Origin of the sequence: Pseudomonas proteolytica, from assembly GCF_007858275.1 — a bacterium.
In the GTDB taxonomy this organism is placed as follows: Bacteria; Pseudomonadota; Gammaproteobacteria; order Pseudomonadales; family Pseudomonadaceae; genus Aquipseudomonas; species Aquipseudomonas proteolytica.
Genome location: NZ_VFEV01000031.1, coordinates 1 through 26,089 on the forward strand (window position 1 = coordinate 1; position 26,089 = coordinate 26,089).

Consider the following 26,089-nt stretch of genomic DNA (forward strand, 5'->3'; position numbering starts at 1 on the left):
GGCTGCGAAGCAGCCCCAAAAAGCCCTCCGCGTTTCTTCAGATAAACCTCTGATGGCCGGGTTTAGGGCTGCTTCGCAGCCCAGCGCGGGGCAAGCCCGCTCGCCACAGGAAAGTTCGTCAGTTTCTGAAAGTTGTGTAGATACCTATGGTGGCCATCTCGGGCAAGTCCGGCTCCCACGATAGAGAGGGGCGTTTGCGGGTGAGCTGTCAGGCCTCGATGCCGAGGATATCCCGGGCCACGGCTTCGGCAATCCGAATCCCGTCAACGCCTGCCGACAAGATCCCACCGGCATAACCGGCGCCTTCGCCGGCCGGGAACAGGCCTTTGACATTCAAGCTCTGCATCGACGCATCGCGAGTGATCCGCAGCGGCGACGAAGTGCGGGTCTCGATCCCGGTCAGTACCGCGTCGTGCAGCGAGTAGCCCTTGATCTGCTTCTCAAAGGCCGGCAACGCTTCGCGGATGGCCTCGATGGCGAAGTCTGGCAAGGCCAGGGCCAAGTCACCGAGGGCTACACCTGGCTTGTAGGACGGTTCCACAGTTCCAATGGCGGTGGACGGCTTGCCGGCGATGAAATCACCGACCAGTTGCGCCGGCGCTTCGTAGTTGCTGCCGCCGAGGATGAACGCGTGGGACTCCAGACGCTCCTGCAATTCGATCCCGGCCAGAGGGCCACCCGGGTAGTCCACTTCCGGGGTGATGCCGACCACGATCCCGGAGTTGGCATTGCGCTCGTTACGCGAGTACTGGCTCATGCCATTGGTCACGACCCGATTTGGCTCGGAAGTGGCCGCAACCACCGTACCGCCCGGGCACATGCAGAAGCTGTATACCGAACGGCCATTCTTGGCGTGGTGCACCAGCTTGTAGTCGGCCGCGCCCAGTTTCGGGTGCCCGGCATACTTGCCCAGGCGTGCGGCGTCGATCAGCGATTGCGGGTGTTCGATGCGAAAGCCCACCGAAAACGGCTTGGCTTCCATGTACACACCACGGCCGTGGAGCATACGGAAGGTGTCGCGGGCGCTGTGGCCGAGGGCAAGAATCACGTGCTTGGAGAGGATCTGTTCGCCCCCAGCGACCACCACGCCATTCAACTGGCCGTCTTCGATCAGCACGTCGGTGACCCGTTGTTCAAAACGCACCTCACCGCCCAGGGCGATGATCTGCTGGCGCATGTTTTCCACCACACCGGTCAGACGAAAGGTGCCGATGTGCGGCTTGCTGACATAGAGGATCTCATCCGGCGCGCCGGCCTTGACGAACTCATGCAAGACCTTGCGCCCGTGGAACTTCGGGTCCTTGATCTGGCTGTAGAGCTTGCCGTCGGAAAAGGTCCCGGCGCCGCCTTCGCCGAACTGCACGTTGGACTCGGGGTTGAGTACGCTTTTGCGCCACAGGCCCCAGGTGTCCTTGGTACGTTGGCGCACTTCGCGGCCGCGTTCGAGGATGATCGGCTTGAAACCCATCTGCGCCAGCAACAACCCGGCAAAGATCCCGCAAGGGCCGAAGCCGACAACGATGGGACGCTCGCTCAGGTCTGCCGGCGCCTGGCCCACGACCTTGTAGCTGACATCGGGCGCGGCATTGATATTGCGGTCGTCGGCGAACTTGAGCAGCAGGGCAGCTTCACCCTTGACCTCAAGGTCGACGGTGTAGATAAAGCACAGCTCCGACGATTTCTTGCGCGCATCGTAGCTGCGTTTGAACAGGGTGAAATCGAGCAGATCATCACTGGCGATGCCCAGGCGCTGCACGATGGCAGGCCGCAGGTCTTCTTCGGGATGGTCGATGGGCAGCTTGAGTTCGGTGATTCGTAGCATGACAGGATCCGATATGCGGCGTTTGGTAGGGCCGGCGGTTTTGCAAACCGGCGATTATAAGCCCCAACGACGCATTCCCGTCATGCTAAAACCGCCCAGGGGCGAATCAGTCGTCTCGCGAGCCGCCAAATGCCGCGCAGCCACGCTGCACTTGACCGTTGATCCGAAGTTCGGCACTCATGTGTTGCAGGCTGCCGCTGACGCTATCGATGCAGTGCTGGGGCGCGACCCACAGTTCAATCTGCTGGCCGTTGGCTTCGGTGGTGAGGTTGAAACGGCCGTCACCCAGTTGCTCTTCCACATAAGGTACCGGCAACGGTGGCTGGCCTTCGCGTTGCAGGACCATGCCCTTGTTGGTCACATTCAGTGCCCAGGCTGGCTTGTGCCCGTTGGCGCGCAGGATCATGCGCTTGAAGTCCGGGTCGTCACAGGCTGAGGTCGAGCGTTCGACGCGGTACAGCTGTTGCAGCTCCACCTGGCCCTGGGTGCCGCTGGCGACCCCGGAAAATTTGCCGCGCAAGTCGGCAAACAACGCCCCTTGCTGGCCGGCCAGGGACGCCGCTTCCTGGAGGATGCTGGTACCGCCGGTATCGTTGACCACGTAGTTACGCTGGTCATGGCAGGGCTGGAACAGCAATTTGTCGCCGATGGCCGTCAATTCGCCTTGCATGCGAGTCAGGCCCGCAGTGGAGGGCGTCGCCGGATCGCGTTCAAACACCTGGCAGGCAGCGAACAAGGGCAGCAGGGCAAACAGAGCAAGGGTACGGGCGGCAAGCATTATCGGGTCTCCTGACAAGTGCCGCCACGTTACGCAGGCTGGCGCTGCATCACAAGCCGAGGATGGCGGGCGATTAGGTTTCAGCATTTTAATGGCGCGCGGATTTAAGCCTTTTCCTCTGTTTGCTGTGCCAACCTTGTGCAACGTTCAAGCTTTTCAAAGGAGCACATGTATGAACCTTCGATGGGCCTTTTTCGCCCTGGTCTGGATGACGCCCCTGGCCTGGGCCCAGGCTCCGGCCAAGCTGTTCTACAGCTCACAGACCGACTTTACCGAGATCACGGTGAGCCTGAAAAAAACCTCGGCGCTCCAGCCTGAGTCTATTCGAGTCGACGTGACGCTGACGCCCGAGGCCAGAGCGCGTTCCAGAGCCCTGAGCCTGCTGGCCATGCACAAACGGATAACGCTGTATCTCAATGGCCGGCAGCTCAGTACCGCGACGGTTCAGAGTATCCTCGACGGTCCAGGCCTGACGTTTTCCATTCCCCGCGACCAGTTGCTGGAGATGATGCCATCGCTGCTCGAGTGATGCTTTCAGCCTACGATGTAAGTCTGCCCGGTCTGTAAGCCTTCAACACTTTTGGCGTATGCCAATGCTACGTCCGCCGCAGGAGCCGGCTTGAAGCCTCTGAAATAGGGCGCATAGCTGCCCATGGCCTCCACCAGCACGGTCGGGCTGACCGAATTGATGCGCAAGCCCCGTGGCAATTCAATCGCCGCCGCTTTGACGAAGGCATCGATGGCGCCATTGACCAGTGCGGCCGAAGCGCCGGTGCGGATCGGGTCGCGATTGAGGATGCCGCTGGTGAAGGTGAACGACGCACCGTCGTTGGCGAATTCACGGCCGATCAGCAGCAGGTTGACCTGGCCCATCAGTTTGTCTTGCAGGCCGAGGTCGAAGTGGCTGGCGTCCATCTCTCCCAAAGGTACGAAGTTCACACTGCCGGCGGCGCATACCAGGGCATCGAACTTGCCGGTTTGCGCAAACAACTGGCGGATTGAAGCGCTGTCGCTGATATCAACGTGAAAGTCGCCGCTCTTGCGACCGATGCTGATCACTTCGTGGCGCTGGGACAGCTCAGCCTTGACTGCCGAGCCCACCGTGCCGCTGGCGCCAATCAACAGGATTTTCATGGTGTGATTCCTCAAAGGGTTCAAGTGAGCCTTCAGTCTAGAGTGGTTTTTTCTGTAGATAAGCGCACTAATAGGCAACCTTTGGTTTTCAAATGGAAACAATCCATGAGCGAGATGGACGACCTGGCGGCGTTTGCGGTGTTGATCGAAGCCGGCAGTTTTACCCTGGCCGCCCAGCAACTGGGCTGCAGCAAGGGGCAGTTGTCCAAGCGTATCAGCCAGTTGGAGGCACAGTTCTCGGTGGTGTTGCTGCACCGCACCACCCGCCGACTGAATCTGACCGCTGCCGGCGCGGCCCTGCTGCCACAAGCCCAGGCGTTGGTTATCCAGGTGGACCGCGCACGTCAGGCCTTGGCCCGGCTGAAAGACGATGTGGCCGGGCCGGTGCGTATGACGGTTCCGGTGTCCCTGGGCGAAACCTTCTTTGATGGCCTGTTATTGGAGTTTTCCCGCCAGTACCCGCAAGTGCAGGTCGAAGTGGATCTGAGCAATAATTATCGCGACTTGGCCAGGGACGGCTTTGATCTGGCGGTACGCTCAGAGGTTGCCAACGATGAGCGCCTGGTCGCCAAGCCGTTGTTGGCCTGGCATGAAATGACCTGTGCCAGCCCGGCCTATCTGCAACAGTACGGTGAGCCGCTGACACCCGCGGATCTGGTTGGGCACCGCTGTTTACTCAACAGCCATTACAGTGGGCGTGAAGAGTGGTTGTATCACCAGCAGCACGAACTGTTGCGAGTGCGGGTGGATGGCACTTTTGCCTCCAACCACTACAACCTGCTGAAAAAGGCCGCGCTGGTGGGGGCCGGTATCGCACGGTTGCCGTCCTATCTGTTGCAAGAGGAATTGGCTGACGGCCGGCTTCGTTGGCTCTTGCGTGATTATCAGACCCGCAGCATGCCGATGTACCTGGTCCACCCATATCAGGGCGGGCTACCGCGTCGCACCCAAGTGCTGGCTGATTACCTGGTGGGCTGGTTCAAGCGCAACGGCGAGGCGCTGGACCGGCTCTAGCGCCAGCGCCGGGCGATCCAGTGATCAATCGATAGCCGTCCTGGCCCCTTGGCCATCAATACCAGGAGCAACGCGATCCAGGTGCCGTGGGTCGGGTAGGCATCCGGATAGACAAACAGCTGAATCACCAGGGTCATGCCCAGTAACGCCAGCGCTGAAAAACGCGTGGCGAGGCCCAGCAGAATCAGGACCGGGAAAAAGTGCTCGGCGAACGTCGCCAGGTAGGCGGCCACTTCTGCTGGCACAAACGGTAGCCGGTATTCACTTCGAAACAACGGCACGGTGGAGCTGGCCAGGTGGGGCATGCCCAGTTCGAAGGTGCCATCTATCAGGTCGACGGCAAACCCCTGGACCTTGGTCTGGCCGGACTTCCAGAACACCGCCGCAATGGAAAAGCGTGCGACAAGGGCGATCAGGCTGTAGGGGATTTTTTCGAGGGTTTGAGTGATGCGTGCACTCAGGCACGGGGCGGCAGTATTCATGGGTGTACCTTGATTTGGGTGATGGCGCGGTGGTTGATCAGCAGTCCCAGGCATTGGTGCAGGTCGAATTCGCTGGCCGCGTCGAGGGCGTATGCCATCGCCATTTCCAGGGGCCAATCGTTGTTCAGGCTGTTGATGAAGGTCACGCAGCCGCTGTCGATGCAAAACACTTCGACCTCCAGGCCGTTGCGCAGGACCAGCGCACTTTGCCCATGCCAGGGGTCGAGTCGGGCGACGGGGTCGGTGGTTTGGTGCGCAGCCCATAGAGCCACCACGGCGTAGTCCGAGCGCAAGGTGGCAACGCAGGGATGCAATTGCAGGCGCACGTTGCCCAGACTTGATAACTGCTGCAGTTGGTTCACCACGGCGTGTGGATTGGCCACGGGGGTGTCGATGGCGTGATATGCACTGATGCGCAAGCGTTCCAGTCGAGCCACGTCGGCCACGTACGGCACATCGGCAGCGGGGGCGAAGCCCTTGATAAAGTCCGCCAGGTCACTGCCGTAGTCGTGGAGCAGCGGGCTGATAGGCGGATACGCCTGGATATACAACCCCGCCATCGCCCGGAAAAAATGCTCGCCCACCAGTTGTTGGGTCACCGGGTAACTGTCGGCCAGGGCGTTGATCAATGAGCCGTGGACGTTATTGCGATACACCGCAAAACGGCTGGCAGGATCGGCGCCATTGCGGCTGAATAATCCATCCGGGCATGGCAGGCCCGGCGTAAGCAGGGCCTGGGCGAACTGTTCGTGCCGGTTCATGGGTGCACCGCCGCAGCCAGCAGATGCTGGTCCGCTTGCCGGGCTTCGGCGTGCAATACGCTAAAGGCCGGTACATCGTTGTCGCGCTCGATCAGCGTAGCCACCGGGCCGGTGCGTTGCAGTGCCTGTTGATACAACTGCCAGACGGCGTTGTCGACCGGCGCTCCGTGGTCATCGATCAGCAGGCGATCACCCAGGCTGTCGGCATCTTCGGCAAAACCCGCCAGATGAATCTCGCCCACGCTGTGCAAAGGCAAGGCATTGAGGTAGGCCAACGGATCCTGCTGATGATTGATGCAGGACACATACACATTGTTCACGTCCAGCAACAAGCCGCAGCCGGTGCGCTGGATGACCTCGCTGATAAAGTCGGTTTCGTCCAGGGAGGAGTGTTGGAACAGCAGGTAGGTCGACGGGTTCTCCAGCAACATGCGCCGCTTGAGCGTGCTTTGTACCTGGTCAATGTGTTCGCACACCCGCTTGAGGGTTGCGTCGTCATAGGCCAGGGGCAGCAGATCATTGAGAAACACCGGGCCGTGGCTGGACCACGCCAGGTGTTCGGAAAAGGAGTGGGGTTGATAGCGTTCCACCAGTGCCGCCAGGCGCGCCAAGTGAGCGTGGTCCAGCGGGCCTTCGCCGCCGATGGACAGGCCGACGCCGTGCAGCGACAGCGCATAGTGCTCGCGGATCAACCCCAGGTAGTGGTGGAGCGGTCCGCCGGCCACCATGTAGTTTTCGGCGTGGACCTCAAAAAAACCAATGTCGGGCAGGGTGGCGAGCACTTGCTGGAAGTGCTCGCTCTTGAGCCCCAGCCCGGCCCGGCGCGGAAGGCCGGGAGCCTGAGCCTGGGCGACATCAGGCAGGGATGAAAGCGTCATCGTCAGTACTCAGGCGGGGGATTCAGGATTTGGCCTTGAAGGCTTCCAGTTGGCCAAAACCGGTTGGCGAGGTTTTGCTTTCCATCTTCATGCAGGTGCCCTCGGGGACCAGGTTCCAGGCGTTGGCCTGGTAGTCGGTATTCGAGGTGCCCGCGCAGGTGGTGCCGGCGCCTGCGGCGCAGTCGTTCTTGCCTTTGAGGGCGACGCCAAAGCATTTTTCCATCTTCGGCTCGTCGGCATGGGCGACAGTGGTCAGGGTGCTCAGGCTCAAGGCAGAACCCAGGGCCAGGACGAGGGTGGCGGCGGACAGCGAACGGGTGGTAGTGGTCATGGTGTTTCTCCAGTAGTGAGGTAGGTAAGAAAGCGTTTGTGCTTGCTTACCCCACTAGAGAAAGGGGGGAGGGGATCGTTACACGGGGATCGAAGAAAACTTGAAAACAACGCAAATTCTACGGTTCACACAAAACAAATGTGGGAGCGGGCTTGCCCGCGATAGAGGTGTGTCAGCCAATACATCCGGCCCTGGCACTCCGCCATCGCGGGCAAGCCCGCTCCCACATTTTTTACGCCGTTTTTAGCCGCCCAGGTACGCCTCGCGCACTTTCGGGTCGGTCAGCAATTGCTCTCCGCTGCCCTGCATCACCACCCGGCCGTTTTCCAGCACATAGGCACGGTCGGCAATTTTCAACGCCTGGTTGGCGTTCTGCTCCACCAAAAACACCGTCACACCGTCCTTGCGCAGTTGCTCGATGATGTCGAAGATCTGCTGGATGATGATCGGCGCCAGGCCCAGGGAAGGTTCGTCCAACAGCAGCAGCTTAGGCTTGCTCATCAGCGCACGGCCGATGGCGAGCATCTGCTGTTCGCCGCCGGACATGGTGCCGCCGCGCTGGCTGAAACGCTCCTTGAGCCGAGGGAACAGGTGCAGCACCTTGTCCATCTGCTCCTGGTAATCGCCCTTGTCGGTAAAGAACCCACCCATGGCGAGGTTTTCTTCCACGGTCAGGCGGGCAAACACCCGACGGCCTTCCGGGACCACGGCAATGCTCTTGCGCATGATCGCTGCCGAGTGCTGGCCCACCAGTTCCTCACCCATGTAGCGGATGCTGCCGCTGTGAGCCTGGGGCGAACCGCACAGGGTCATCAGCAAGGTGGACTTGCCGGCACCGTTGGCACCGATCAGGGTGACGATCTCGCCCTGGCGCACTTCCACGTTGACGTCGTGCAGGGCCTGGATCTTGCCGTAGAAAGTGGAAACGTTTTCGAATTGCAGCATTTACGCTTCCCCCAAATAGGCTTTGATCACTTCCGGGTTGTCGCGGATCTGCTCCGGCGTCCCGTTGGCCAATGGCGTGCCCTGGTTGATCACGACGATATGGTCGGAAATGCTCATGACCAGTTTCATGTCGTGCTCGATCAGCAGCACGGTGGCGTTGTTTTCTTCACGCAGCACACCGATCAACGCCTTGAGGTCTTCGGTTTCCTTGGGGTTGAGGCCTGCCGCCGGTTCGTCGAGCATCAGGATCCGCGGGCGGGTCATCATGCAGCGGGCGATTTCCAGGCGGCGTTGCTGACCATAGGCCAGGGTGCCGGCCGGGCGGTTGGCAAACTCGGTGAGGTTGACCTTGTCCAGCCAATACGCGGCGTACTCCATGGCCTCGCGCTCGCTCTTGCGGAACGCCGGGGTCTTGAACAGGCCTGCGAAGAAGTTGGTGTTCAGGTGACGGTGCTGGGCAATCAGCAGGTTTTCCACTGCGGTCATGTCCTTGAACAACCGCACGTTCTGGAAGGTCCGCACCACGCCCTTGCGGGCGATCTCGTGACCGGCCAGGCCCTGGATCGGCTGGCCGTCCAGCAGGATGCTGCCACCGGCCGGCTTGTAGAAACCGGTCAGGCAGTTGAACACCGTGGTCTTGCCGGCGCCGTTGGGGCCGATCAAGGCGACCACTTGTTTCTCTTTGACGGTCAGGGCCACGCCATTGACCGCCAGCAGGCCGCCGAAGCGCATGCTCAGGTTTTCGACTTTCAGGATCTCGCGGCTCATTTGCGCAGCTCCATATGTGGACGTTGCATGGGCAGCAGGCCTTGAGGGCGCCAGATCATCATCAGCACCATCATGGCGCCGAACATCAACATGCGGTACTCGCTGAACTCACGCATCAGTTCCGGCAGCAGGATCATCACGATGGCCGCAAGAATCACGCCCAGCTGCGAGCCCATGCCACCCAATACCACGATGGCGAGGATGATTGCCGACTCGATGAAGGTAAACGACTCCGGCGTCACCAGGCCTTGGCGAGCAGCAAAGAAGCTACCGGCAAAACCGGCGAACGCAGCACCCAGGGTAAAGGCGGAGAGCTTGATGATGGTCGGGTTCAGGCCCAGCGCGCGGCAAGCGATTTCGTCTTCACGCAGCGCTTCCCACGCGCGCCCGATCGGCATGCGCAGCAGGCGGTTGATCACGAACAGCGCGGCCAGGGCCAGCAGCAGGGCGACCAGGTACAGGAACACCACCTTGCTCACCGGGTTGTAGGCAATCCCGAAGTATTCGTGGAAGGTCTGCATGCCCTCGGCAGCGGAGCGATCAAACGACAAGCCGAAGAACGTTGGCTTGGGAATGCTGCTGATGCCGTTGGGACCCCCGGTGATATCGGTGAGGTTACGCAGGAACAGGCGGATGATTTCACCGAAGCCCAGGGTCACGATGGCCAGGTAGTCACCGCGCAGGCGCAACACCGGGAAGCCCAGCAGGAAGCCGAACGTCGCCGCCGCCATGCCGGCCAATGGCAGGCAGATCCAGAAGCTCCAGCCCAGGTAGTGCGAGAGCAGCGCGTAGGTGTAGGCACCCACTGCGTAGAAGCCCACGTAACCCAGGTCGAGCAACCCGGCCAGGCCCACCACGATGTTCAGGCCCAGGCCCAGCAACACGTAGATCAGGATCAGGGTGGCAATATCCACCGCACCACGGGAGCCGAAGAATGGCCAGATCAACGCGGCCACGATCAGGCCGATGATGATGTAGCGCTGGGTGCGCGGCAGGGTCAGGAACTGGCTGACCTTGGGCGAGACCAGCGGGCCCCGGTTGGACTTGAGCAGCGCACCAACCTGCTGGGTGAACAGTACCCGCAGGAACATCAGCACCGAGCACAGGGCGATGATGGTCAGTGTCACCGGCCCGGTGCCGTGTACTTCAAGGTTGATCCCGACAATGCTCAACTTGAGCCCGAGTACCGGAAAGGCCACGGCCCATACCAGCAAGGCGCTGAAAAACGCCGATTTAAGATATCTGCTCATACTTTCTCAACCTCCGGACGGCCCAGGATGCCGGTCGGCCGGAATAACAGCACCAGAACCAATAGACCGAAGGCCACCACGTCCTTGTACTGGTCGCCGAAGATATCGGCACCAAAGGCTTCGGCCACACCCAGCACCAGCCCCCCGAGCATGGCGCCCGGAATACTGCCGATGCCGCCCAGAACCGCCGCGGTAAAGGCTTTGAGGCCCACCAGGAAGCCGGCGTTGGGGTTGATCACGCCATACTGCATGCTCAGCAGCACCGCCGCGACGGCGGCCAATGCAGCACCGATCACGAAGGTCAGGGCAATGATGTTGTTGGTGTTGATGCCCAACAGGTTGGCCATCTTGATGTCTTCGGCGCAGGCCCGGCAGGCGCGCCCCAGACGGGAGCGGGAGATGAACAGGGTCAGGCCGAGCATCGCCACCAGGGTGACGACGAAGACCAGGATCTGCATGTAGGAAATCAGGACTTCTTCTGCACCGCCCGGCCCGAAGGAAATACTGCCCGGGATCAGGTTGGGAATGGACTTGTCCTTGGAGTCCTGGGACAGCAATACGGTGTTCTGTAGGAAAATCGACATGCCGATGGCGGAAATCAACGGGATCAACCGGTTGCTGCCACGCAAGGGGCGGTACGCAACGCGTTCGATACTGTAGCCGTAGGCACTGGTTACGACGATTGACGCAAGGAACGCGGCAGTCATCAACAGCGGCAGGGAGTGGATACCCATCATGGCCAGCCCGGCAATGGCGATGAAAGCCACATAGGAGCCAATCATGTACACCTCGCCGTGGGCGAAGTTGATCATTCCAATGATGCCGTAAACCATTGTGTAGCCAATGGCTATCAAGGCATAGGTGCTGCCAATGGTCAGGCCATTAACCAGCTGTTGGAAAAAATGATAGATCTCAGGCATTACAGCGCTCCTAAAAACCCGATACGCATTTCACTGGTGGAGTCATCTTCCAGCCTGGTGCTGTGTTCTGTGAGCACATTTGCACAAAGCATTTGCCAGCGAACCGCTGGTGACGGTTTTAAGATTTTCAGGTGAACCAGCGCCCGGATCGCGGGTGCGTGGCCCATAAACCTCGTAAAACAAAACCCACTGCTTGCACAGTGGGCTTGTTGTCCAGTAACGCCTGGCTTACTGAGGGGAAACTTCGGTTTTTGGTTGACCGAAGTGCCATTCGTAGACCACGAACTTGAAGTCTTTCAGGTCGCCCTTGGCGTCGAAGCTCAGGTCGCCGGTCGGGGTCTTGAAGGTACCCGCGTGGATGGCCTCGGCCACTTTGGTGGTGTCTTCGCTTTTGGCAGCAGCGATGCCGCCGGCGATGATTTCCACCGCCGAGTAGGCTGGGAACACGAACGGACCGCTTGGGTCTTTGCCGTCAGCCTTGAGTGCGTCGACGATTGCCTTGTTGGCAGGGTCTGCGTCGAAGGATTTCGGCAGGGTGACCAGCAGGCCTTCGGAGGCTTTCTGGGCGATTTGCGAGATGGAGTCGTTGCCGACGCCTTCCGGACCCATGAACTTGGCTTTCAGGCCTTTTTCCTGGGACTGGCGCAGGATCAGGCCCAGTTCTGGGTGGTAGCCGCCGTAGTAGACGAAGTCGACGTTGGCTTGCTTGAGCTTCTGGATGATCGAGGAGAAGTCTTTGTCACCGGCGTTCAGGCCTTCGAACACGGCAACCTTGGTGCCTTTGCTCTCGAGGGTCTGCTTGACCGCAGTGGCGATGCCTTCACCGTACTGTTGCTTGTCGTGCAGTACTGCAACGACCTTCGGCTTGACGTGGTCGGCGATGTAGTTGCCGGCCGCTGGGCCCTGGGCGCTGTCCAGGCCGATGGTACGGAAGACCAGCTTGTAGCCACGAGCGGTGATATCCGGGCTGGTGGCAGCCGGCGTGATCATGATCACACCTTCGTCTTCGTAGATGTCGGTAGCGGGTTGAGTGGAGCTGGAGCAGAGGTGGCCGACCACGAACTTGACGCCGTCGTTGACCACTTTGTTGGCTACGGCAACGGCTTGTTTAGGGTCGCAAGCGTCATCGTATTCCTTGGCTTCGAGCATCTTGCCGTCGACACCGCCCTTGGCGTTGATGTCTTTGATGGCTTGCTTGGCGCCCATGAACTGCATATCGCCGTATTGGGTCACAGGGCCGGTTTTAGGGCCGGCAATACCGATCTTGATGGTGTCAGCTGCGAACGAATGGCCGGCAACCCCAGCCAGGACCATAGCGGCAAACAGTTTGGAAATCTGCTTAGTAGCCTTATTCATAGTGCTCCACTCTTACTGTTGTATTTTTTATAGTTCTAGCGGCCTTGTGGGCTACAGAACCGGATCAGATATCTCGGATATCCCCCCGGCAGCGGCCTGGCAACTGTACCGGTACAGTGTAGAGCGCCGGTTGATCGCTTGAAAAGCTAGCTACTGGGGGCAAACCCTGGGTATGTCGCTTAAATGAAAGAAAAAGACAGAATTGCGGCGGGTGAATGCCAGAGTCTCGGGCAATCCTTGGCGTTCCTGACGCTTTCAATCGGTGCCTCAATTGCAACTGGGTTTTTCTGAGGAAGTCTCGACGGTATGATTGCGCCGATTTTTTCCTCAGGTGAGTTCCCATGACGCAAGAACCTAGCACCCTCTATGCCAAGCTGCTCGGCGAAACCGCGGAAATTTCCTGGAAGGAGCTTGAGCCGTTCTTCGCCAAGGGTGCCCTATTGTGGGTCGACGCGGGCCTGGATTTGATCGAAGCCGCCGAGGGCATGGCCGAGGATAGCCGGGACAAAGTGGCCGCCTGGCTGGCCTCGGGGAGCCTTGGCGAAGTGTCTGCGACGCGGGCATTGGACCTGCTGGAGCGTGATCCGAGCCTGTGGGCGGTGGTGGTTTCGCCGTGGATTCTGATCCAGGAAAGGGCATCGAATTAAATGCTCGCACTGAAATGGTGCGAGTTTTTCCCGGTGGGAAGTGTGTAGCGGAGTAACCGCTTTCGCCATGATGGCAACTGGCCGTGAAGAAAGGTCACAGGCGAGGGTGACGTAAACGTCATGGGAACAGTTTTGCGGGCCGCGAATGGCTCGGGGAATTGTTTCTTGGTGTGGCAAGGTTATGGATATTGTCGCCTGGCAGACCGCTTTCGCGAGCAAGCCCGCCCACAGTCGACCGCATTCCAAGGGTGGACCTCGGTCAACTGTGGGAGCGGGCTTGCCCGCGAAGGCCGCGCCGCGGTCTAGGCCGTCTTCCCGGTATGGTTATTCAAGGAAATAACCTTGGTCTTGCCAATCCGGTGACGATAAATCTCACGCAGGTACTTGATCGCCTTCTTCACACAGTCCCGCGACAGGCGGATATCGTTGATCGAGACAAATTTCTCTTTGTCATTGATCAGCTCGCGGTACTTCTTCTCATACATCGGCTTGATCGCGTACCAGTTGGTATCGAGGATTTTCGCCGGGTTCTCGAATTCGTTGAGCAACTCGTCAATACGGTCCTCGTCGAAGTCTTCATGGATGATGAAGTCCAGGATCGAGTTGTCCAGCGTCTCGTCGAAGCGGTACGGGTTGCGGGCAAAGCAGCGTTTGATAAAGGCCACGATCAAGGTCAGGAAATCATCCGACAGGCACGGGCTCTTGGCGATCAGCGTGGTCAGCGACAGGTTGGCCGAGGCGCCGATCACCAGTGCGTAACGCTTGAGGGTGGTGTTGGGGAACAGGCTGTTGAGGTGCGTCTTGAGCCGGTTCAGGTCCATATAGGACAGTTTGTAGTCCTTGGGCAGGGAGACGATGGACACCACCGACGAGCAGTTCTTGAAAAAGTGCAGGTCATGCAGGGCCGCCGCGTCGTAGCCGGAATTCTTGTACTGCTCCAGCGACGCCCGATAGCGCTTGGACTCGATCGGCAGCAGGCTGATGCCTTCGATGGCCTGGGTGACCTTGTTGAAGTGGGGCAGGTCGATGGAGCGGAAGAACAGGTCATCGATGTTCAAGCGCTGCGGTTCTTTTTCAAACACCTTGAACTTGTCATTCGACGGCGCCGGGGTTTCCGGGACCACAGACTCGGCATAGGCAATCGCCACCGGCCCGGCCAGGCTCATGAACAGGTCGTTGGCGTCCAGGCGAATGGTTTCACCGATATCAATGCCGGCCCGGCGGAAATAGTTCTGGTCGTAGTCGGTTGTCACCGCCTGGGCCGTCAGAATGTTGAAGATCTGCTGTGAGATGTACTGGTTGGCGTGTTTTTCCATGGCATTGACGTCAATGTTCTGGATGTTGCCATCGTCGCTTTCTTCGGCGTAACGCATGATGTCGTTGGAGATCAGCATCATGGCGTTCCACGGGCGAATACGCCCTTTGACGCTGGCCTCGCTGCTGTCTTCATTGTCGAAGTTGTACGAGAAGTCCCATTCCTCCGACAGGTACTTGCACAGCAGCCGCCCGGCGTTGATGTGCAGCGCCTCGGACATTTCGCTGCGGTGATCGGAGATATTCGGCAGCACGCAAATGCCGCTGGTGAAGATCGGCTCGAACACAAAGGCGTGGCCGCTCTTGCTGTCGTGCTCGTCGGCGGGCTTGGTGTCGAAGGTCTTGTTCATGTACGAGTGCTGCTGGGCCAGGCCAAATTCCGAGGCCATGCCCGAGCCGGTGCCGCCGCCAGCGCTGAAGATCGAGAAGTACAGGCGCGACTGGTTGGCCTTGATCCCGCAGGAATCGATCAGGTACGAATGGATCATCTTCCAGTCGGGGCTGGAAAAACGCTGGGTGTCTTTGTTGAGGATGATCTTGGCCAGGTACTGGCCGAGGATCGGTGCGTTACCGGCGCCACCGGCGTGCACTTCCGACAGGTCCATGATTTTCATCTTGCTGTAGTCGCGCAAAAAGCCGCTTTTTTCGCCCTTGCGGGAAAAACGGATGCGCCCGGCAATGTCTTTGTCCAGGTCGCCGAGCATCACCAACGGTTCAACCAGGAATACCGGCTTGCTGGCCTTGCTGGCGCCCAGGCGCAGGTTGTTGCGGATCCATTGGGCAGGGCTGTAGCCCTTTTCAACGTAGGATTTGTCTTCGGTGCTGAACTCGTTCAAGTAGAACTTGCGCGCGTTGTAGACCAGCTCCGCGACATCCAGGGCAATGTTGGAACCGCAGCGCCCCAAGCCGATCAGGCAGACCGAGGGAAATTCCTGCTCGCTGCGTAACTCGCTGTCGCCCTCAAGGTGCGGCGGGCGTGGGAACACCATATCGCGCAGGCCGTCGAGGTTGTCGAGGATGCGGTCGGTGTTGGTTTCGGTGAAGTACAGGTATTGCTGGGTGCCCAGCGCACGTTGACTGCTCAATGACTTTGAACCTGAGGGTTTTTCCGCAGGAGCTGTCAGCAACACGTCGGATACCGCAGTAACAGGATTATTTTTAGAAGTCATTGTGCGCCATGTGCCTGGACGGATGGCTGGAAAGCATCAAAGAGCCATCACCGAGTGAGAGTTCGCGACTTTTACAGTGCGTTTTAGGCCTCAGCGACCCGTCTTAACCCTATTGTTTCTAGGGAAAAGCGACGCCGGACTCTCATGAATCGGCCGTTCGTCGGCGTTCTTTAATCAAAATGATGGCGATATGCCAAGGCTTTTGCGTGTCAACGGATGGGACGTACCACCGAAGAGGTGTCCTTGCCGCCTGCCTGGCTTAACGGTGTGAGCGGGTTGTGCTGATCCAGCGCGATGATCAACGCGCTGACTTCATTGGCCGGCACTGCTGCACTGAGCAGATAACCCTGCACATAGTCGCAACCATGCTTGATCAGAAGCTCCAGTTGTTGCGCAGTTTCCACCCCTTCGGTGATGACCTGCAGGTGCAGGGTGTGGGCCATGCCGATGATCGCCTGGACAATCTCCATATCAGTGGTGGATTTGGGAATGTCCTGGATAAAGGACCGATCGATTTTCAAGGTATTGAGGGGCAGGCGCTTGAGATAGGAAAGGGAGGAGTAACCGGTGCCGAAGTCATCGATGGACAGCGAAACGCCCAGCGCGCGGATTTGCCGCAGCAGGATCAGGGTGCTGCTGATGTTGCCCATCAAGGCATTTTCGGTCACTTCCAGTTCCAGGCGGCTGGCGGCGATACCGCTGCTGCGCAGGGCATATTCGATCTCGTCCGCCAGTTCGTCACGGGCCAGGTTCAGGGCCGAGCAGTTGACGGCCATGCTCAGGTCGGGGTGGCCCTGTTCTGTCAGCCAGCTCAGGTCGGCACAGGCCTGGCGTAGTACCCAGTTGTCCAGTTCGGCGATCAGCCCGTTGTTTTCGGCAATACCGATAAACCGGTCGGGCGCCAGCAAACCATGGACGGGATGTTGCCAGCGCACCAGGGCTTCAAGCCGGGTGACTTTGCCTTTGCGCAGGTCGAGAATCGGTTGGTAATGCAGGACCAGTTCTTTTTGGTTGCGTAGTGCGTTACGCAGTTCCTCTTCCAGTTGCAGTTCAAGAGAGGCCCGGGTTTTCAGGTTGGAGCTGAAGAAATTCAAGCTGTTGCGCCCGCCATCCTTGGACTGATAGAGCGCCAGGTCGGCGGTTTTCAGCAGTTCCTCGCTGGTGGTCCCATCCTCGGGAAACACGCTGATACCGATGCTGGTGGTCATCACCATGCGCCGGCCGGCCAGCTCGATGGGCTCTTTCATTTTCAGCATGATGCGCTGGGCCATGTGCCGCGCTTCGTCGCGATGATGGATATTGATCAGGATGCAGAACTCATCGCCGCCAAACCGCGCCACTACATCATTGTGGCTGCGTACCGAACTCTTGATATGCCCGGCCAGGACCGTCAGCAGCTCATCGCCGGCGTCATGGCCCAGGCTGTCGTTGATCCGCTTGAAGTGGTCGATGTCGAGGAAAATCACCGCCAGCATGCCCCCGTCGAGGGATTTCTGTGCGAGCTTTTCGGCGAAGATCTGGTTGAAACCCCGGCGATTGAGCAGGCTGGTCAAGGCATCATAGTGGGCGACTTGCTGCAGGGACGCGCGCGCCTGGTCCAGTTCGCTCAGCAGGGTATTGACCCTACGCAGGTCGCGTTCCTTGTGCTGCAGTTTCTTGTCGGCGAGGGCCGCACTGATGCTGCTGCCGATCACCAGCAATGTGATGACGGCCACCGACAGCCCCAGTTGCGTCGGATTATTGTCGATTGGCAGCGGCGGCACAGCCCCTGTGGGCAGCAGCAGTTGCATGGCGGCCATGCCGGTGAAGTGCATGCTGAGAATGCCGGCGCCGAGCACCAGGCTGGCGCCGTACTTGAGCAGTTGGTGGAACATCCCGCTGCCACTGCGCAGGTAATGGGACAACAGCAAGGCTGCCAGGCTGGCGCCGATGGCGATGGCCACCGACAACCCGAACAGCGCGCCGGAAAAGTACACCTGGGCCTCGGAGCGCATGGCGGCCATGCCCACGTAATGCATCAGGGCGATGCCCAAGCCCATCCAGATGGAGGCGACCAGGTATTGATGAAAGTGCAGTTGCGCATGACTGAGGGTTTGCATGGCGAATAGCGACGCGACCATTGCGATCAACAAGGAGGCAACGGTCATGAACACTTCGTAATGGATGGCAATGGGCGCCTGGAACGCCAGCATGCTGATGAAGTGAGTCGACCAGATCCCGCCGGCCAGGCAAGCGGCGCCGATCCAGCGCCAGCGGCGTTTTGCCGTGGGGTTGTCAACGTGGCCGACCCGTTCAGCCATGTCCAAGGTGCCGAAGCCCGCTGCGCAGGCAACCAGGTACGCCAGTAGCACCAGGAAGGGGTTATGGGTGCAATCGAGTAATAAATGCCCGCTCTCGGGAAGGGGGGTAAAAAAATGCAGACCCAGCCATTCCATAGCATGTCCCGTTTGAGTCATCTCGTGTCACGGCGCGCGGCGATGACCTATGGATTCGAGTATAGAAGGCTCAACGGAATCGCAAGCGGTAATGGCATTTTGACTTCTTCGATTTTGGCATGCTGACCATAGCCAATTATTCTAAGCGCTGATCGGCAATTCGTACTCGTAAGGCGGTTGCTCAAGCGGCGCCAGGCCGAACGCGGCGCGGGCGGCGTCGCAATCGACGTTCACTTCGCCCTGGCTCCATGACGCTTCGAACTCCCGGCATACGCTGGAACGCTGGGCGTAGATCGAGCAGCGTGTGCCGCTGCCCACTTCACCTTCCAGGCTGCAGCAGCGCGCCGGCTTTTGGTCGGTGCCGATCATCGCCACTCGGCTGGGGTTGATCTGTACCACCAGTTCATCGGGCACGGTGCCGCCTGATGAAGCGCATTCGCCCCAAAAGAAAGACACGCGAAAGTGTGAACAGCAGGCACCGCAATTCAGACACGGACTGGCATCGGACATGGCACGTCATCAATAAGAGGTAAGGGGGGGAACTGCGGAAGGCTCGCTATTCTATTCCTGCCAAGGCGCTTGGGAAGGGGGGCGCACGCTTATTTTTTTACCGGGGAAAATCGGGCTGCCCTGGATGAAATTACGCCCTATCAGCTTTACGAATCATTACAGACAACCGCGCCGCGCCTGACTAGATTGCAGGTTCCGGGCAGGATGCGTCGGCATCGAGCCTCTATAACAATAAAGAGACGGACCCATGCAGAACTCGACCCAAGCGGCGAATGCCTGGCGCATTCTGTTCCTGCTGTTCCTGGCCAACCTGTTCAACTTCTTTGATCGCACGATTCCGGCGATCATCATCGAGCCAATCCGTATGGAATGGCACCTCAGTGACTTCCAGCTCGGCATCATCGGCACCGCGTTCACCATCGTTTATGCCATTGCCGGCTTGCCTTTGGGGCGCCTGGCTGATACCGGCTCACGCAGCAAACTGATGGGCTGGGGCCTGGCGAGCTGGAGTGCGCTGACGGCGGTCAACGGTATGGTTGGCAGCTTCTGGACCTTCCTGCTGGTGCGCATGGGCATCGGTATCGGCGAAGCCAGTTATGCACCGGCCGCCAACTCGTTGATCGGCGACCTGTTCCCGGCCCACCGCCGCGCCCGGGCCATGGGGATTTTCATGCTGGGCCTGCCCTTGGGCCTGTTGCTGGCGTTCTTCACCATCGGCGCGATGGTCCAGGCGTTCGACAGCTGGCGTGCACCGTTCTTTATTGCCGCGGTCCCGGGGCTGATCCTCGCGGTCTTCATGTTCTACATCAAGGAGCCCAAGCGCGGCGCCGCCGAAACCGTGCAAGTTTCCCAAGAGAAAGTCGACCGGCCGATTCGTCGCGTGCTGGCGGTCCCGACCTTCCTTTGGTTGGTGCTGGCCGGGCTGTGCTTCAACTTTGCCACCTATGCCTGCAACTCGTTCCTGGTGCCGATGCTGCAACGCTACTTCCTGATGCCGCTGCAAGAAGCAGCGGTAGCAACCGGGGTGATTGTCGGTGTGACGGGCTTGTTCGGCCTGACCCTGGGTGGGCTGGTGGCCGACAAGATTCACCAACGTATCCCCAACGGCCGCCTGCTGTTTGCCGCGTTCAGCCTGATTATTTCCACGGTCTGCACGGCCTGGGCCCTGCATGCGGGGCGCATCGAGATTGGGGTGTTTGTCGCGGTGTTCAGTGTGGGCTGGCTGTTTGCCTATAACTTCTATACCTGTGTGTACACGGCGATTCAGGACGTGGTGGAGCCACGCCTGCGGGCTACGGCCATGGCACTGTTCTTTGCCGGCCTGTATCTGCTGGGTGGTGGTATGGGGCCAGTGGTGGTGGGCGCATTGTCTGATCACTTTGCCCATGCGGCGATGTATGCGGCGGGTGCCGAACAAATGACCGAAGCGTTCAAGGCCGTGGGCCTGCATGACGCCATGTACCTGATCCCGGTGGCGTTGTTCCTGACCATGCTGTTTCTGTTCCAGGCTTCGCGGTGTTTTGTGCGCGATGCCAAGCGGATGAAGGATGGGTTGGGGGTGGTGGAGGTGCCTGGTCCGGCGGTTCCTGCTTGAGATCGAGGTGATGCCATCGCAGGCAAGCCAGCTCCCACAGTTAACCGAGTTGCCAACTGGAACACCGGTCAACTGTGGGAGCTGGCTTGCCTGCGATGAGGCCCTCAAGACCCCATAAAAAAGGCCCGCATTGCGCGGGCCTTCTTGTTTGACAGGGCAGGGCGCGGATCAACCCGCTACCAACACCCGAATCGCTTCCAACCGCAATGCTGCCTTGTCGAGCATGGCCAGGCCTTGCTCGCGTTGTTGGCGCAGGGCAACCAGTTCGCTGTCGCGCACGGTTGGGTTGACCGCTTGCAGGGCTGTCAGGCGCGCCAGCTCTTCGTCGGTGTCTGCTGCCAGGCGACGTTGTGCCTCGGCCACACGTTCGGCGTGGCGCGGGGCGATTTTCTCTTCGCCGGCGTTGATCCGTGGCGTCAGCTGGTCACGCTGGGCCTGCACGAACTTGTTGGCGCTGGCCCGTGGCACGCTTTCCAACTGGTCGTTCAGGGTGGTGAATGACACACGGCCCGACAAGTCATTGCCATTGGCATCCAACAGGCAACGCAGTGCCGCTGGCGGCAGGTAGCGACCCAGTTGCAGCGAACGCGGCGCCACCACCTCACTGACGTAGAGCAGTTCCAGTAACACGGTGCCCGGCTTGAGCGCCTTGTTCTTGATCAGCGCCACGGCGGTGTTGCCCATGGAACCGGACAGCACCAGGTCCATGCCGCCCTGGACCATCGGGTGCTCCCAGGTGATGAACTGCATGTCTTCGCGAGACAGCGCCTGGTTGCGGTCGTAAGTGATGGTCACGCCTTCGTCGTCGCCGAGGGGGAAGCTGGCGTCGAGCATTTTTTCGCTGGGTTTGAGGATCAGCGCGTTTTCCGAATGGTCTTCGCTGTCGATGCCAAATGCATCGAACAGGGTTTCCATGTAGATCGGCAGGGTGAACTGATCGTCTTGCTCCAGGATGTCTTCGACCAGCGCATCACCTTCGCCAGCACCGCCGGAGTTGAGCTCCAGCAGGCGGTCGCGGCCGGTGTGCAACTCGGCTTCCAGGCGCTCGCGCTCGGCGCGGGCTTGGTCGATCAGGCCTTGCCATTCGCCGTCGTCGGCGTTTTCCAACAGCGGCAGCAGGCGCGGGCCGAACTGGTGCTGCAAGGCGTTGCCGGTCGGGCAGGTATTAAGGAAGGCATTCAGCGCTTCGTGGTACCACTGGAACAGCCGCTCTTGCGGACTGGTTTCCAGGTACGGCACGTGCAATTCGATCACATGCTTCTGGCCGATCCGGTCCAGGCGCCCAATGCGTTGCTCCAGCAAGTCCGGGTGCGACGGCAGATCGAACAGCACCAGATGGTGGGCGAACTGGAAGTTGCGGCCTTCACTGCCGATTTCCGAACAGATCAGCACCTGGGCGCCGAACTCTTCATCAGCGAAGTAGGCGGCGGCACGGTCCCGTTCGAGGATGTTCATGCCCTCGTGGAATACCGTGGCCGGGATGCCGGAGCGCACGCGCAGGGCGTCTTCCAGGTCCATGGCGGTTTCGGCATGGGCGCAGATCACCAGGACCTTGGTGCGCTTGAGCATCTTCAACTGGTCGATCAGCCACTCGACGCGCGGGTCGAAGCGCCACCAGCGGTTTTCTTCTTCAATATCTGGCTGCGACTGGAAGCTGACTTCGGGATACAACTCGGCATGCTCGCCCAGCGGCAGTTCCAGGTACTCGTCCGGGCACGGCAGCGGGTAGGCGTGCAGCTTGCGCTCGGGGAAGCCTTGCACCGCGGCGCGGGTGTTTCGGAACAGCACGCGGCCGGTGCCGTGGCGGTCCAGCAGTTCACGCACCAGGCGCGCGCTGGCTTCGGTGTCGCCATCGTTGACGGCGGCCAGCAGGGCTTCACCTTCGTTGCCAAGGAAGCCCTGGATAGTCTTGTGCGCAGCCGGTGAAAGACGGCCCTTGTCCATCAATTCCTGGACGGCTTCGGCCACTGGGCGATAGTTCTCGCTCTCGGCGCGGAAGGCTTTGACGTCGTGGAAACGGTTCGGATCCAGCAGGCGCAGACGCGCGAAGTGGCTGTCCTGGCCCAGTTGTTCAGGGGTTGCGGTCAGCAGCAGCACGCCGGGAATGGTCTCGGCCAACTGCTCGACCAGCTGGTATTCGGCGCTGGCTTTCTCTTCATGCCAGACCAGGTGGTGCGCTTCGTCGACCACCATCAAGTCCCAGCCGGCGGCGAACAGCGCGTCCTGGGCTTTCTCGTCATCCACCAGCCATTCCAGGGCCACCAGCGCGAGCTGGGTGTCTTCGAACGGGTTGCTGGCATCGCTTTCGATAAAACGTTCTTCGTCGAACAGCGCAACCTGCAGGTTGAAGCGCCGGCGCATTTCTACCAGCCATTGGTGCTGCAGGTTTTCCGGGACCAGGATCAACACGCGATTGGCGCGGCCGGACAGCAACTGGCGATGGATCACCAGGCCGGCTTCGATGGTCTTGCCCAGGCCTACTTCGTCGGCCAGCAGGACCCGTGGTGCGATACGGTCGGCCACTTCACGGGCAATGTGCAATTGGTGTGCAATCGGCTGCGCACGTACGCCACCCAGGCCCCAGAGCGAGGACTGCAATTGGCGGCTGGTGTGTTCCAGGGTGTGGTAACGCAGGGAGAACCAGGCAAGCGGGTCGATCTGCCCGGCGAACAGACGGTCGCTGGCGAGGCGGAACTGGATGAAGTTCGACAGTTGGGTTTCCGGCAGGGTGACCTGCTCGTTCTGCCCATTGAGACCGTGGTAGACCAGCAGGCCATCGACATCGTCGACCTCGCGCACGGTCATTTTCCAGCCTTCGAAGTGGGTGATGGTGTCACCCGGCGAAAACCTCACGCGAGTGAGGGGCGCATTCCGTAGCGCATACTGGCGGGTGTCGCCAGTGGCCGGATAGAGCACGGTCAACAAGCGGCCGTCCTGTGCCAGAACGGTGCCTAACCCCAGCTCTGCTTCGCTGTCACTAATCCAGCGTTGCCCCGGTTGATACTGCTGCGCCATGCTGCCTGACTCCCGCCGTGAAAAAGCCGACTATTCTAACGGAACAAGGGCCCCAGCCAAAGGACTCTGACAAAAACTACTCCGCTTGCAGGGATGAAAGAGGGCGATTCGACGGGTGGCAGGGCACGGGTGACTGACGACTGGGTCACAAGTTGGCGAGCCTGGGCTCAAGTCGCTGGTGCGCCAGCCGACAGCCTGCTGACAGGAGACTAATAATTATGCTGCCACCGATCTTGCCCTTGAGTGTTGTGCCGGTCACGTCGCAACTCGACCCCGTGCGCCCAAAGCCCGATATTCCACCGGTGGTCCCCGCGCAGCCGAGTTCCAACGAAAGCACCATCGACCTCAAGCACCGCGACGCCGAACAATCGACGCTGATGCTGCGCGAAGAACAGCGGCGCCAGCAGGAACAGCAGAAACGCCGGCGCGAAGCCGACGAGGATCCCGAGCAGCACCTGGCCATTCCTGGTGATGAGCTCAATGCTGATAACACCGTGCCAGTCGCGCCGCTGATCGAAGACGCGCCCCGCCAGGGTTTGTGGGTGGATGTCGAGGTTTGACCCCCGGGCGGGCCAGGACGCATTATTGAGTCACTCCAGCCACCACGTAAGCCATGCCATGAGTGACGACAAGCTGATCGACCTGAATGCCGAACGGGCCAAACGGGTACATGACCTCAACGACAAGCGCCTGAATGACGTGCGCCAGGCATTCGAGCAGGCCATGCCGTTGGGCAAGACGAAGAAAAAGTCGAAAAGCAAACCGAAAAAACGCTGAAATGCTCTGAATCTGTTGATTCAGGTCAGTTATTTCCCTTCTTTACGCCCCGTTGCGGGCGACATTGATCCCCGTCAATTTCTCCTCCCGCCTTCTTGGTTAACTTAGCCCCATCGCAACAGGGCAAGAGCAGGAGGCCGGTCATGTTTTTCGATAATGTGGTTTTCGCCGGGGTGCTGACTGTCGGCCTCATGGTGCTGTTTTTTGTAGGGTTTGGTTTTTTTATCTGGAAAGACGCGAATAAGCGTAAAAAACCATAGGTTTTTCCGGGTTACATGAGCACGCAAGGCATTTTGGGTGACTTCGGTCGCCCTTTTTTTTGCCCGGATTTTGACGCAGTTCTTGTAGGAGCCGGCTTGCCGGCGAAAATCACCAACGATAACGCGGTGGGCCTGGTGCCCCGTGCTGCTCTCCAGTTTTTCGCCGGCAAGCCGGCTCCTGCAAGGACAAAAAAAGGCGTGACCCGCGAGGGTCACGCCTTTTTCAGTTGCGCGGGCTGTTAACTGCCCAGCGCCTTGGATGCCAGCCAGAACAACCCGGCCGACAGGCTCACCGTGGCCGGAAGGGTCAGCACCCAGGCCATCAGGATGGTCTTCACGGTGCCGCCTTGCAGGCCGCTCTTGTTCGCGACCATGGTCCCGGCCACGCCCGAAGACAGCACGTGGGTGGTGGAGACCGGCAGGGCGAAGATGTTGGCAAAGCCAATCATGGTGGCGGTGGTGATCTGCGCCGACATGCCCTGGGCATAGGTCATGCCCTGCTTGCCGATCTTCTCACCGATGGTCAGTACCACACGCTTCCAGCCCACCATGGTGCCCAGGCCAAGGGCCAGGGCCACGGCGAGGATCACCCAGAACGGGGCGTATTCGGTGGTAGCGGTCAGGTCTTTACGCAGTTTTTCCAGGTCCGACTTCTCGCGGGAATCAAGGCCTGGCAGCTTGCCGACTTTCTTCGCGGTATCGTCCAGGCACAGCAAGTAGCGACGGACTTCAATGCGCTGGTCGGAGGTCAACGAGTGGTAGTCAGAGACACCCTTCAATGTGCCGAGGAGGGCGTTGATGGTGGGTTCGGTCTGTTGCGGATTGCAACGGAACTTGCCTGGCAGGTCGTCTCTGACACTTTTGCCCAGGGCAAGGAATTCGCCGAGGGTTTCGTGGTTGCGCTGGTAGAACTGGTTGAGGTGCAGGGTGGCGTCGCGGGTTCGCTCGATCTGGTAAGTGGTGCTGCCCAGATCGAGTACGAACTGCGCGGGCACGATACCAATCAGCACCAGCATGATCAGGCCGATACCTTTCTGACCGTCGTTGGAACCATGCACGAAACTCACGGCCATCGCCGAAATCACCAGTACCAGGCGGTTCCAGAACGGCGGGTGTTTCTTGTCGTCGAGCTTGCGGCGCTGGTCCGGTGTCTTGTGCATCTTGGACAGCGGACGCCACCATTTAAGACCAATCAACACCAGGGCTGCGACCAGGAAGCCGGCCATGGGCGAGAACACCAGGGAGGCGCCGATATCAATAGCCTTCTGCCAGTTGACCCCGTCCGCCAGCGGAATATCGTTGATCAGGGCATTGGCCAGGCCGACACCGAGGATCGAACCGATCAGCGTGTGGGAGCTGGATGCCGGGATCCCGAAATACCAGGTGCCGAGATTCCACGTGATGGCGGCGGCCAACAATGAGAACACCATGGCCAGGCCATGTCCGGTGTTCACATTGATCAGCAACTCCACCGGCAGCAAGTGCACGATGGCATAGGCAACGCCTACCCCGCCGAGCAACACGCCGAGGAAGTTGAACACCCCGGAAAAGAATACGGCCAGGTGCGGCGGCATCGCTTTGGTATAGATGACTGTGGCCACCGCGTTAGCGGTGTCATGAAAGCCATTGATGAACTCGAAGGCGAGGACAAAGGCGAGGGCGAGCAACAGGCTCACAAGAACCCAGGCATCCAGTCCGCTGAATAAATCGATCATGAAGGTTTTATGACCCGGTCGTAAGGGGGCGCGATTATGCCAGAAAACCTCAGTAATCGATGCACTAGCTGCTCGCCGGTAACATTCTTCAACGAATTAGTTGGGAGGAGGGGTGCGGCTACCAGATATTTCGGTGGTTTGGCAACTCATTGATTTGTAAAGAATAGAGGGTGCGGAGCGGGGTGCGACAATTAAGGTAAGGCGGCTGAAACGG

Annotated in this window: 25 protein-coding genes; 8 read left to right on the forward strand and 17 right to left on the reverse strand. The window is 59.8% G+C overall.

All coding sequences use genetic code 11. The features are described 5' to 3' along the window. Positions 1–208: 208 nt before the first annotated feature. Both FIV38_RS20640 and FIV38_RS20645 read right to left on the reverse strand, forming a co-directional pair. Positions 209–1,822, reverse strand: coding sequence for an NAD(P)/FAD-dependent oxidoreductase (locus FIV38_RS20640; RefSeq protein WP_029297133.1), 1,614 nt, complete (start codon positions 1,820–1,822; stop codon positions 209–211). Positions 1,823–1,928: 106 nt separating this feature from the next. Further along, a complete protein-coding gene (locus FIV38_RS20645; protein WP_092234073.1) occupies positions 1,929–2,600 on the reverse strand; it encodes a COG3650 family protein in 672 nt (223 codons plus the stop codon). Between the two features lie 172 nt (positions 2,601–2,772). On the opposite strand from FIV38_RS20645, the gene FIV38_RS20650 reads away from it, so the two are divergent. Continuing rightward, positions 2,773–3,129, forward strand: a complete 357-nt coding sequence (locus tag FIV38_RS20650; RefSeq protein WP_092234076.1) for a hypothetical protein — start codon at positions 2,773–2,775, stop codon at positions 3,127–3,129. A 5-nt stretch (positions 3,130–3,134) separates the two neighbouring features. On the opposite strand, the gene FIV38_RS20655 is transcribed toward FIV38_RS20650, so the two are convergent. Further along, the gene (locus FIV38_RS20655) at positions 3,135–3,734 is read right to left on the reverse strand and encodes a short chain dehydrogenase (RefSeq protein WP_092234079.1); all 600 of its coding nucleotides are present in this window, start codon (positions 3,732–3,734) and stop codon (positions 3,135–3,137) included. Positions 3,735–3,839: 105 nt separating this feature from the next. Between FIV38_RS20655 and FIV38_RS20660 the strand changes: the two genes are divergently transcribed. Next, a complete protein-coding gene (locus FIV38_RS20660) occupies positions 3,840–4,748 on the forward strand; it encodes a LysR family transcriptional regulator (protein ID WP_070995768.1) in 909 nt (302 codons plus the stop codon). Here the strand turns inward: FIV38_RS20660 and FIV38_RS20665 are convergent. The 9 genes from FIV38_RS20665 to FIV38_RS20705 all read right to left on the reverse strand — a co-directional run bounded on the left by FIV38_RS20665 (position 4,745) and on the right by FIV38_RS20705 (position 12,439). Then, the gene (locus FIV38_RS20665) at positions 4,745–5,230 is read right to left on the reverse strand and encodes a DoxX family protein (RefSeq protein ID WP_092234084.1); all 486 of its coding nucleotides are present in this window, start codon (positions 5,228–5,230) and stop codon (positions 4,745–4,747) included. The two genes, FIV38_RS20660 and FIV38_RS20665, sit on opposite strands and share 4 nt — an antisense overlap. Further along, a complete protein-coding gene (locus tag FIV38_RS20670) occupies positions 5,227–5,991 on the reverse strand; it encodes an HvfC/BufC N-terminal domain-containing protein (RefSeq protein ID WP_092234087.1) in 765 nt (254 codons plus the stop codon). The genes FIV38_RS20665 and FIV38_RS20670 overlap by 4 nt, the downstream gene beginning before the upstream one ends. Continuing rightward, a complete protein-coding gene (bufB, locus tag FIV38_RS20675; RefSeq protein ID WP_092234090.1) occupies positions 5,988–6,869 on the reverse strand; it encodes an MNIO family bufferin maturase in 882 nt (293 codons plus the stop codon). The genes FIV38_RS20670 and bufB overlap by 4 nt, the downstream gene beginning before the upstream one ends. A gap of 22 nt (positions 6,870–6,891) precedes the next feature. Beyond that, entirely contained in the window at positions 6,892–7,200 is a 309-nt protein-coding gene (locus FIV38_RS20680; RefSeq protein ID WP_092234093.1) for a BufA1 family periplasmic bufferin-type metallophore, read from the reverse strand. 243 nt (positions 7,201–7,443) lie between these two features. Continuing rightward, entirely contained in the window at positions 7,444–8,145 is a 702-nt protein-coding gene (locus FIV38_RS20685; RefSeq protein ID WP_029297115.1) for an ABC transporter ATP-binding protein, read from the reverse strand. Beyond that, positions 8,146–8,913, reverse strand: coding sequence for a high-affinity branched-chain amino acid ABC transporter ATP-binding protein LivG (gene livG, locus FIV38_RS20690; RefSeq protein WP_038446527.1), 768 nt, complete (start codon positions 8,911–8,913; stop codon positions 8,146–8,148). Then, on the reverse strand, positions 8,910–10,163 hold the full coding sequence (locus FIV38_RS20695; RefSeq protein ID WP_029297111.1) for a high-affinity branched-chain amino acid ABC transporter permease LivM: 1,254 nt from the start codon (positions 10,161–10,163) through the stop codon (positions 8,910–8,912). Before FIV38_RS20695 ends, livG begins: the two co-directional genes overlap by 4 nt. Further along, the gene (gene livH, locus FIV38_RS20700; RefSeq protein WP_029297109.1) at positions 10,160–11,083 is read right to left on the reverse strand and encodes a high-affinity branched-chain amino acid ABC transporter permease LivH; all 924 of its coding nucleotides are present in this window, start codon (positions 11,081–11,083) and stop codon (positions 10,160–10,162) included. The genes FIV38_RS20695 and livH overlap by 4 nt, the downstream gene beginning before the upstream one ends. Positions 11,084–11,311: 228 nt before the next feature. Next, entirely contained in the window at positions 11,312–12,439 is a 1,128-nt protein-coding gene (locus tag FIV38_RS20705; protein ID WP_092234096.1) for a branched-chain amino acid ABC transporter substrate-binding protein, read from the reverse strand. Positions 12,440–12,780: 341 nt separating this feature from the next. Between FIV38_RS20705 and FIV38_RS20710 the strand changes: the two genes are divergently transcribed. Next, entirely contained in the window at positions 12,781–13,086 is a 306-nt protein-coding gene (locus FIV38_RS20710) for a DUF2288 domain-containing protein (protein WP_029297105.1), read from the forward strand. 302 nt (positions 13,087–13,388) lie between these two features. On the opposite strand, the gene FIV38_RS20715 is transcribed toward FIV38_RS20710, so the two are convergent. The 3 genes from FIV38_RS20715 to FIV38_RS20725 all read right to left on the reverse strand — a co-directional run bounded on the left by FIV38_RS20715 (position 13,389) and on the right by FIV38_RS20725 (position 18,514). After that, the gene (locus tag FIV38_RS20715; RefSeq protein WP_092234099.1) at positions 13,389–15,569 is read right to left on the reverse strand and encodes a hypothetical protein; all 2,181 of its coding nucleotides are present in this window, start codon (positions 15,567–15,569) and stop codon (positions 13,389–13,391) included. A 209-nt stretch (positions 15,570–15,778) separates the two neighbouring features. Continuing rightward, complete coding sequence (locus FIV38_RS20720) at positions 15,779–18,004, reverse strand: putative bifunctional diguanylate cyclase/phosphodiesterase (RefSeq protein ID WP_092234102.1); 2,226 nt, start codon at positions 18,002–18,004, stop codon at positions 15,779–15,781. A 141-nt stretch (positions 18,005–18,145) separates the two neighbouring features. Then, the gene (locus tag FIV38_RS20725; protein WP_029297096.1) at positions 18,146–18,514 is read right to left on the reverse strand and encodes a YkgJ family cysteine cluster protein; all 369 of its coding nucleotides are present in this window, start codon (positions 18,512–18,514) and stop codon (positions 18,146–18,148) included. 247 nt (positions 18,515–18,761) lie between these two features. Between FIV38_RS20725 and FIV38_RS20735 the strand changes: the two genes are divergently transcribed. After that, the gene (locus FIV38_RS20735) at positions 18,762–20,108 is read left to right on the forward strand and encodes a spinster family MFS transporter (protein ID WP_029297094.1); all 1,347 of its coding nucleotides are present in this window, start codon (positions 18,762–18,764) and stop codon (positions 20,106–20,108) included. A 168-nt stretch (positions 20,109–20,276) separates the two neighbouring features. Here the strand turns inward: FIV38_RS20735 and rapA are convergent, their stop codons facing one another. Further along, positions 20,277–23,123 (reverse strand): RNA polymerase-associated protein RapA, encoded by a 2,847-nt coding sequence (gene rapA / locus FIV38_RS20740; protein WP_092234105.1) that lies wholly within the window; start codon positions 23,121–23,123, stop codon positions 20,277–20,279. A gap of 218 nt (positions 23,124–23,341) precedes the next feature. Between rapA and FIV38_RS20745 the strand changes: the two genes are divergently transcribed. The 4 genes from FIV38_RS20745 to FIV38_RS30730 all read left to right on the forward strand — a co-directional run bounded on the left by FIV38_RS20745 (position 23,342) and on the right by FIV38_RS30730 (position 24,403). Then, positions 23,342–23,683, forward strand: coding sequence for a hypothetical protein (locus FIV38_RS20745; RefSeq protein WP_029297088.1), 342 nt, complete (start codon positions 23,342–23,344; stop codon positions 23,681–23,683). A gap of 25 nt (positions 23,684–23,708) precedes the next feature. After that, positions 23,709–23,900, forward strand: coding sequence for a hypothetical protein (locus FIV38_RS30000; protein WP_170228389.1), 192 nt, complete (start codon positions 23,709–23,711; stop codon positions 23,898–23,900). Positions 23,901–24,043: 143 nt separating this feature from the next. Beyond that, entirely contained in the window at positions 24,044–24,160 is a 117-nt protein-coding gene (gene ccoM, locus FIV38_RS30725; RefSeq protein ID WP_029297086.1) for a cytochrome c oxidase subunit CcoM, read from the forward strand. Between the two features lie 15 nt (positions 24,161–24,175). Then, a complete protein-coding gene (locus tag FIV38_RS30730; RefSeq protein ID WP_139273558.1) occupies positions 24,176–24,403 on the forward strand; it encodes a hypothetical protein in 228 nt (75 codons plus the stop codon). On the opposite strand, the gene FIV38_RS20755 is transcribed toward FIV38_RS30730, so the two are convergent. Beyond that, positions 24,400–25,875, reverse strand: coding sequence for an inorganic phosphate transporter (locus FIV38_RS20755; RefSeq protein WP_029297084.1), 1,476 nt, complete (start codon positions 25,873–25,875; stop codon positions 24,400–24,402). The two genes, FIV38_RS30730 and FIV38_RS20755, sit on opposite strands and share 4 nt — an antisense overlap. Positions 25,876–26,089 lie beyond the last annotated feature (214 nt).

What these genes read in the sequence shown, in the direction of transcription:
- FIV38_RS20640 (WP_029297133.1), bottom strand. Translation starts at nt 1,822, where the DNA reads ATGCTACGAATCACCGAACTCAAGCTGCCCATCGACCATCCCGAAGAA.
- FIV38_RS20715 (WP_092234099.1), bottom strand. Translation starts at nt 15,569, where the DNA reads ATGACTTCTAAAAATAATCCTGTTACTGCGGTATCCGACGTGTTGCTG.
- FIV38_RS20655 (WP_092234079.1), bottom strand. Translation starts at nt 3,734, where the DNA reads ATGAAAATCCTGTTGATTGGCGCCAGCGGCACGGTGGGCTCGGCAGTC.
- FIV38_RS30730 (WP_139273558.1), top strand. Translation starts at nt 24,176, where the DNA reads ATGAGCACGCAAGGCATTTTGGGTGACTTCGGTCGCCCTTTTTTTTGC.
- livG (WP_038446527.1), bottom strand. Translation starts at nt 8,913, where the DNA reads ATGAGCCGCGAGATCCTGAAAGTCGAAAACCTGAGCATGCGCTTCGGC.
- FIV38_RS20745 (WP_029297088.1), top strand. Translation starts at nt 23,342, where the DNA reads ATGCTGCCACCGATCTTGCCCTTGAGTGTTGTGCCGGTCACGTCGCAA.
- FIV38_RS20705 (WP_092234096.1), bottom strand. Translation starts at nt 12,439, where the DNA reads ATGAATAAGGCTACTAAGCAGATTTCCAAACTGTTTGCCGCTATGGTC.
- FIV38_RS20650 (WP_092234076.1), top strand. Translation starts at nt 2,773, where the DNA reads ATGAACCTTCGATGGGCCTTTTTCGCCCTGGTCTGGATGACGCCCCTG.
- FIV38_RS20755 (WP_029297084.1), bottom strand. Translation starts at nt 25,875, where the DNA reads ATGATCGATTTATTCAGCGGACTGGATGCCTGGGTTCTTGTGAGCCTG.
- livH (WP_029297109.1), bottom strand. Translation starts at nt 11,083, where the DNA reads ATGCCTGAGATCTATCATTTTTTCCAACAGCTGGTTAATGGCCTGACC.
- FIV38_RS20695 (WP_029297111.1), bottom strand. Translation starts at nt 10,163, where the DNA reads ATGAGCAGATATCTTAAATCGGCGTTTTTCAGCGCCTTGCTGGTATGG.
- FIV38_RS20645 (WP_092234073.1), bottom strand. Translation starts at nt 2,600, where the DNA reads ATGCTTGCCGCCCGTACCCTTGCTCTGTTTGCCCTGCTGCCCTTGTTC.
- FIV38_RS20660 (WP_070995768.1), top strand. Translation starts at nt 3,840, where the DNA reads ATGAGCGAGATGGACGACCTGGCGGCGTTTGCGGTGTTGATCGAAGCC.
- FIV38_RS20710 (WP_029297105.1), top strand. Translation starts at nt 12,781, where the DNA reads ATGACGCAAGAACCTAGCACCCTCTATGCCAAGCTGCTCGGCGAAACC.
- rapA (WP_092234105.1), bottom strand. Translation starts at nt 23,123, where the DNA reads ATGGCGCAGCAGTATCAACCGGGGCAACGCTGGATTAGTGACAGCGAA.
- FIV38_RS20665 (WP_092234084.1), bottom strand. Translation starts at nt 5,230, where the DNA reads ATGAATACTGCCGCCCCGTGCCTGAGTGCACGCATCACTCAAACCCTC.
- bufB (WP_092234090.1), bottom strand. Translation starts at nt 6,869, where the DNA reads ATGACGCTTTCATCCCTGCCTGATGTCGCCCAGGCTCAGGCTCCCGGC.
- ccoM (WP_029297086.1), top strand. Translation starts at nt 24,044, where the DNA reads ATGTTTTTCGATAATGTGGTTTTCGCCGGGGTGCTGACTGTCGGCCTC.
- FIV38_RS20725 (WP_029297096.1), bottom strand. Translation starts at nt 18,514, where the DNA reads ATGTCCGATGCCAGTCCGTGTCTGAATTGCGGTGCCTGCTGTTCACAC.
- FIV38_RS20670 (WP_092234087.1), bottom strand. Translation starts at nt 5,991, where the DNA reads ATGAACCGGCACGAACAGTTCGCCCAGGCCCTGCTTACGCCGGGCCTG.
- FIV38_RS20685 (WP_029297115.1), bottom strand. Translation starts at nt 8,145, where the DNA reads ATGCTGCAATTCGAAAACGTTTCCACTTTCTACGGCAAGATCCAGGCC.
- FIV38_RS20680 (WP_092234093.1), bottom strand. Translation starts at nt 7,200, where the DNA reads ATGACCACTACCACCCGTTCGCTGTCCGCCGCCACCCTCGTCCTGGCC.
- FIV38_RS20735 (WP_029297094.1), top strand. Translation starts at nt 18,762, where the DNA reads ATGCAGAACTCGACCCAAGCGGCGAATGCCTGGCGCATTCTGTTCCTG.
- FIV38_RS20720 (WP_092234102.1), bottom strand. Translation starts at nt 18,004, where the DNA reads ATGGAATGGCTGGGTCTGCATTTTTTTACCCCCCTTCCCGAGAGCGGG.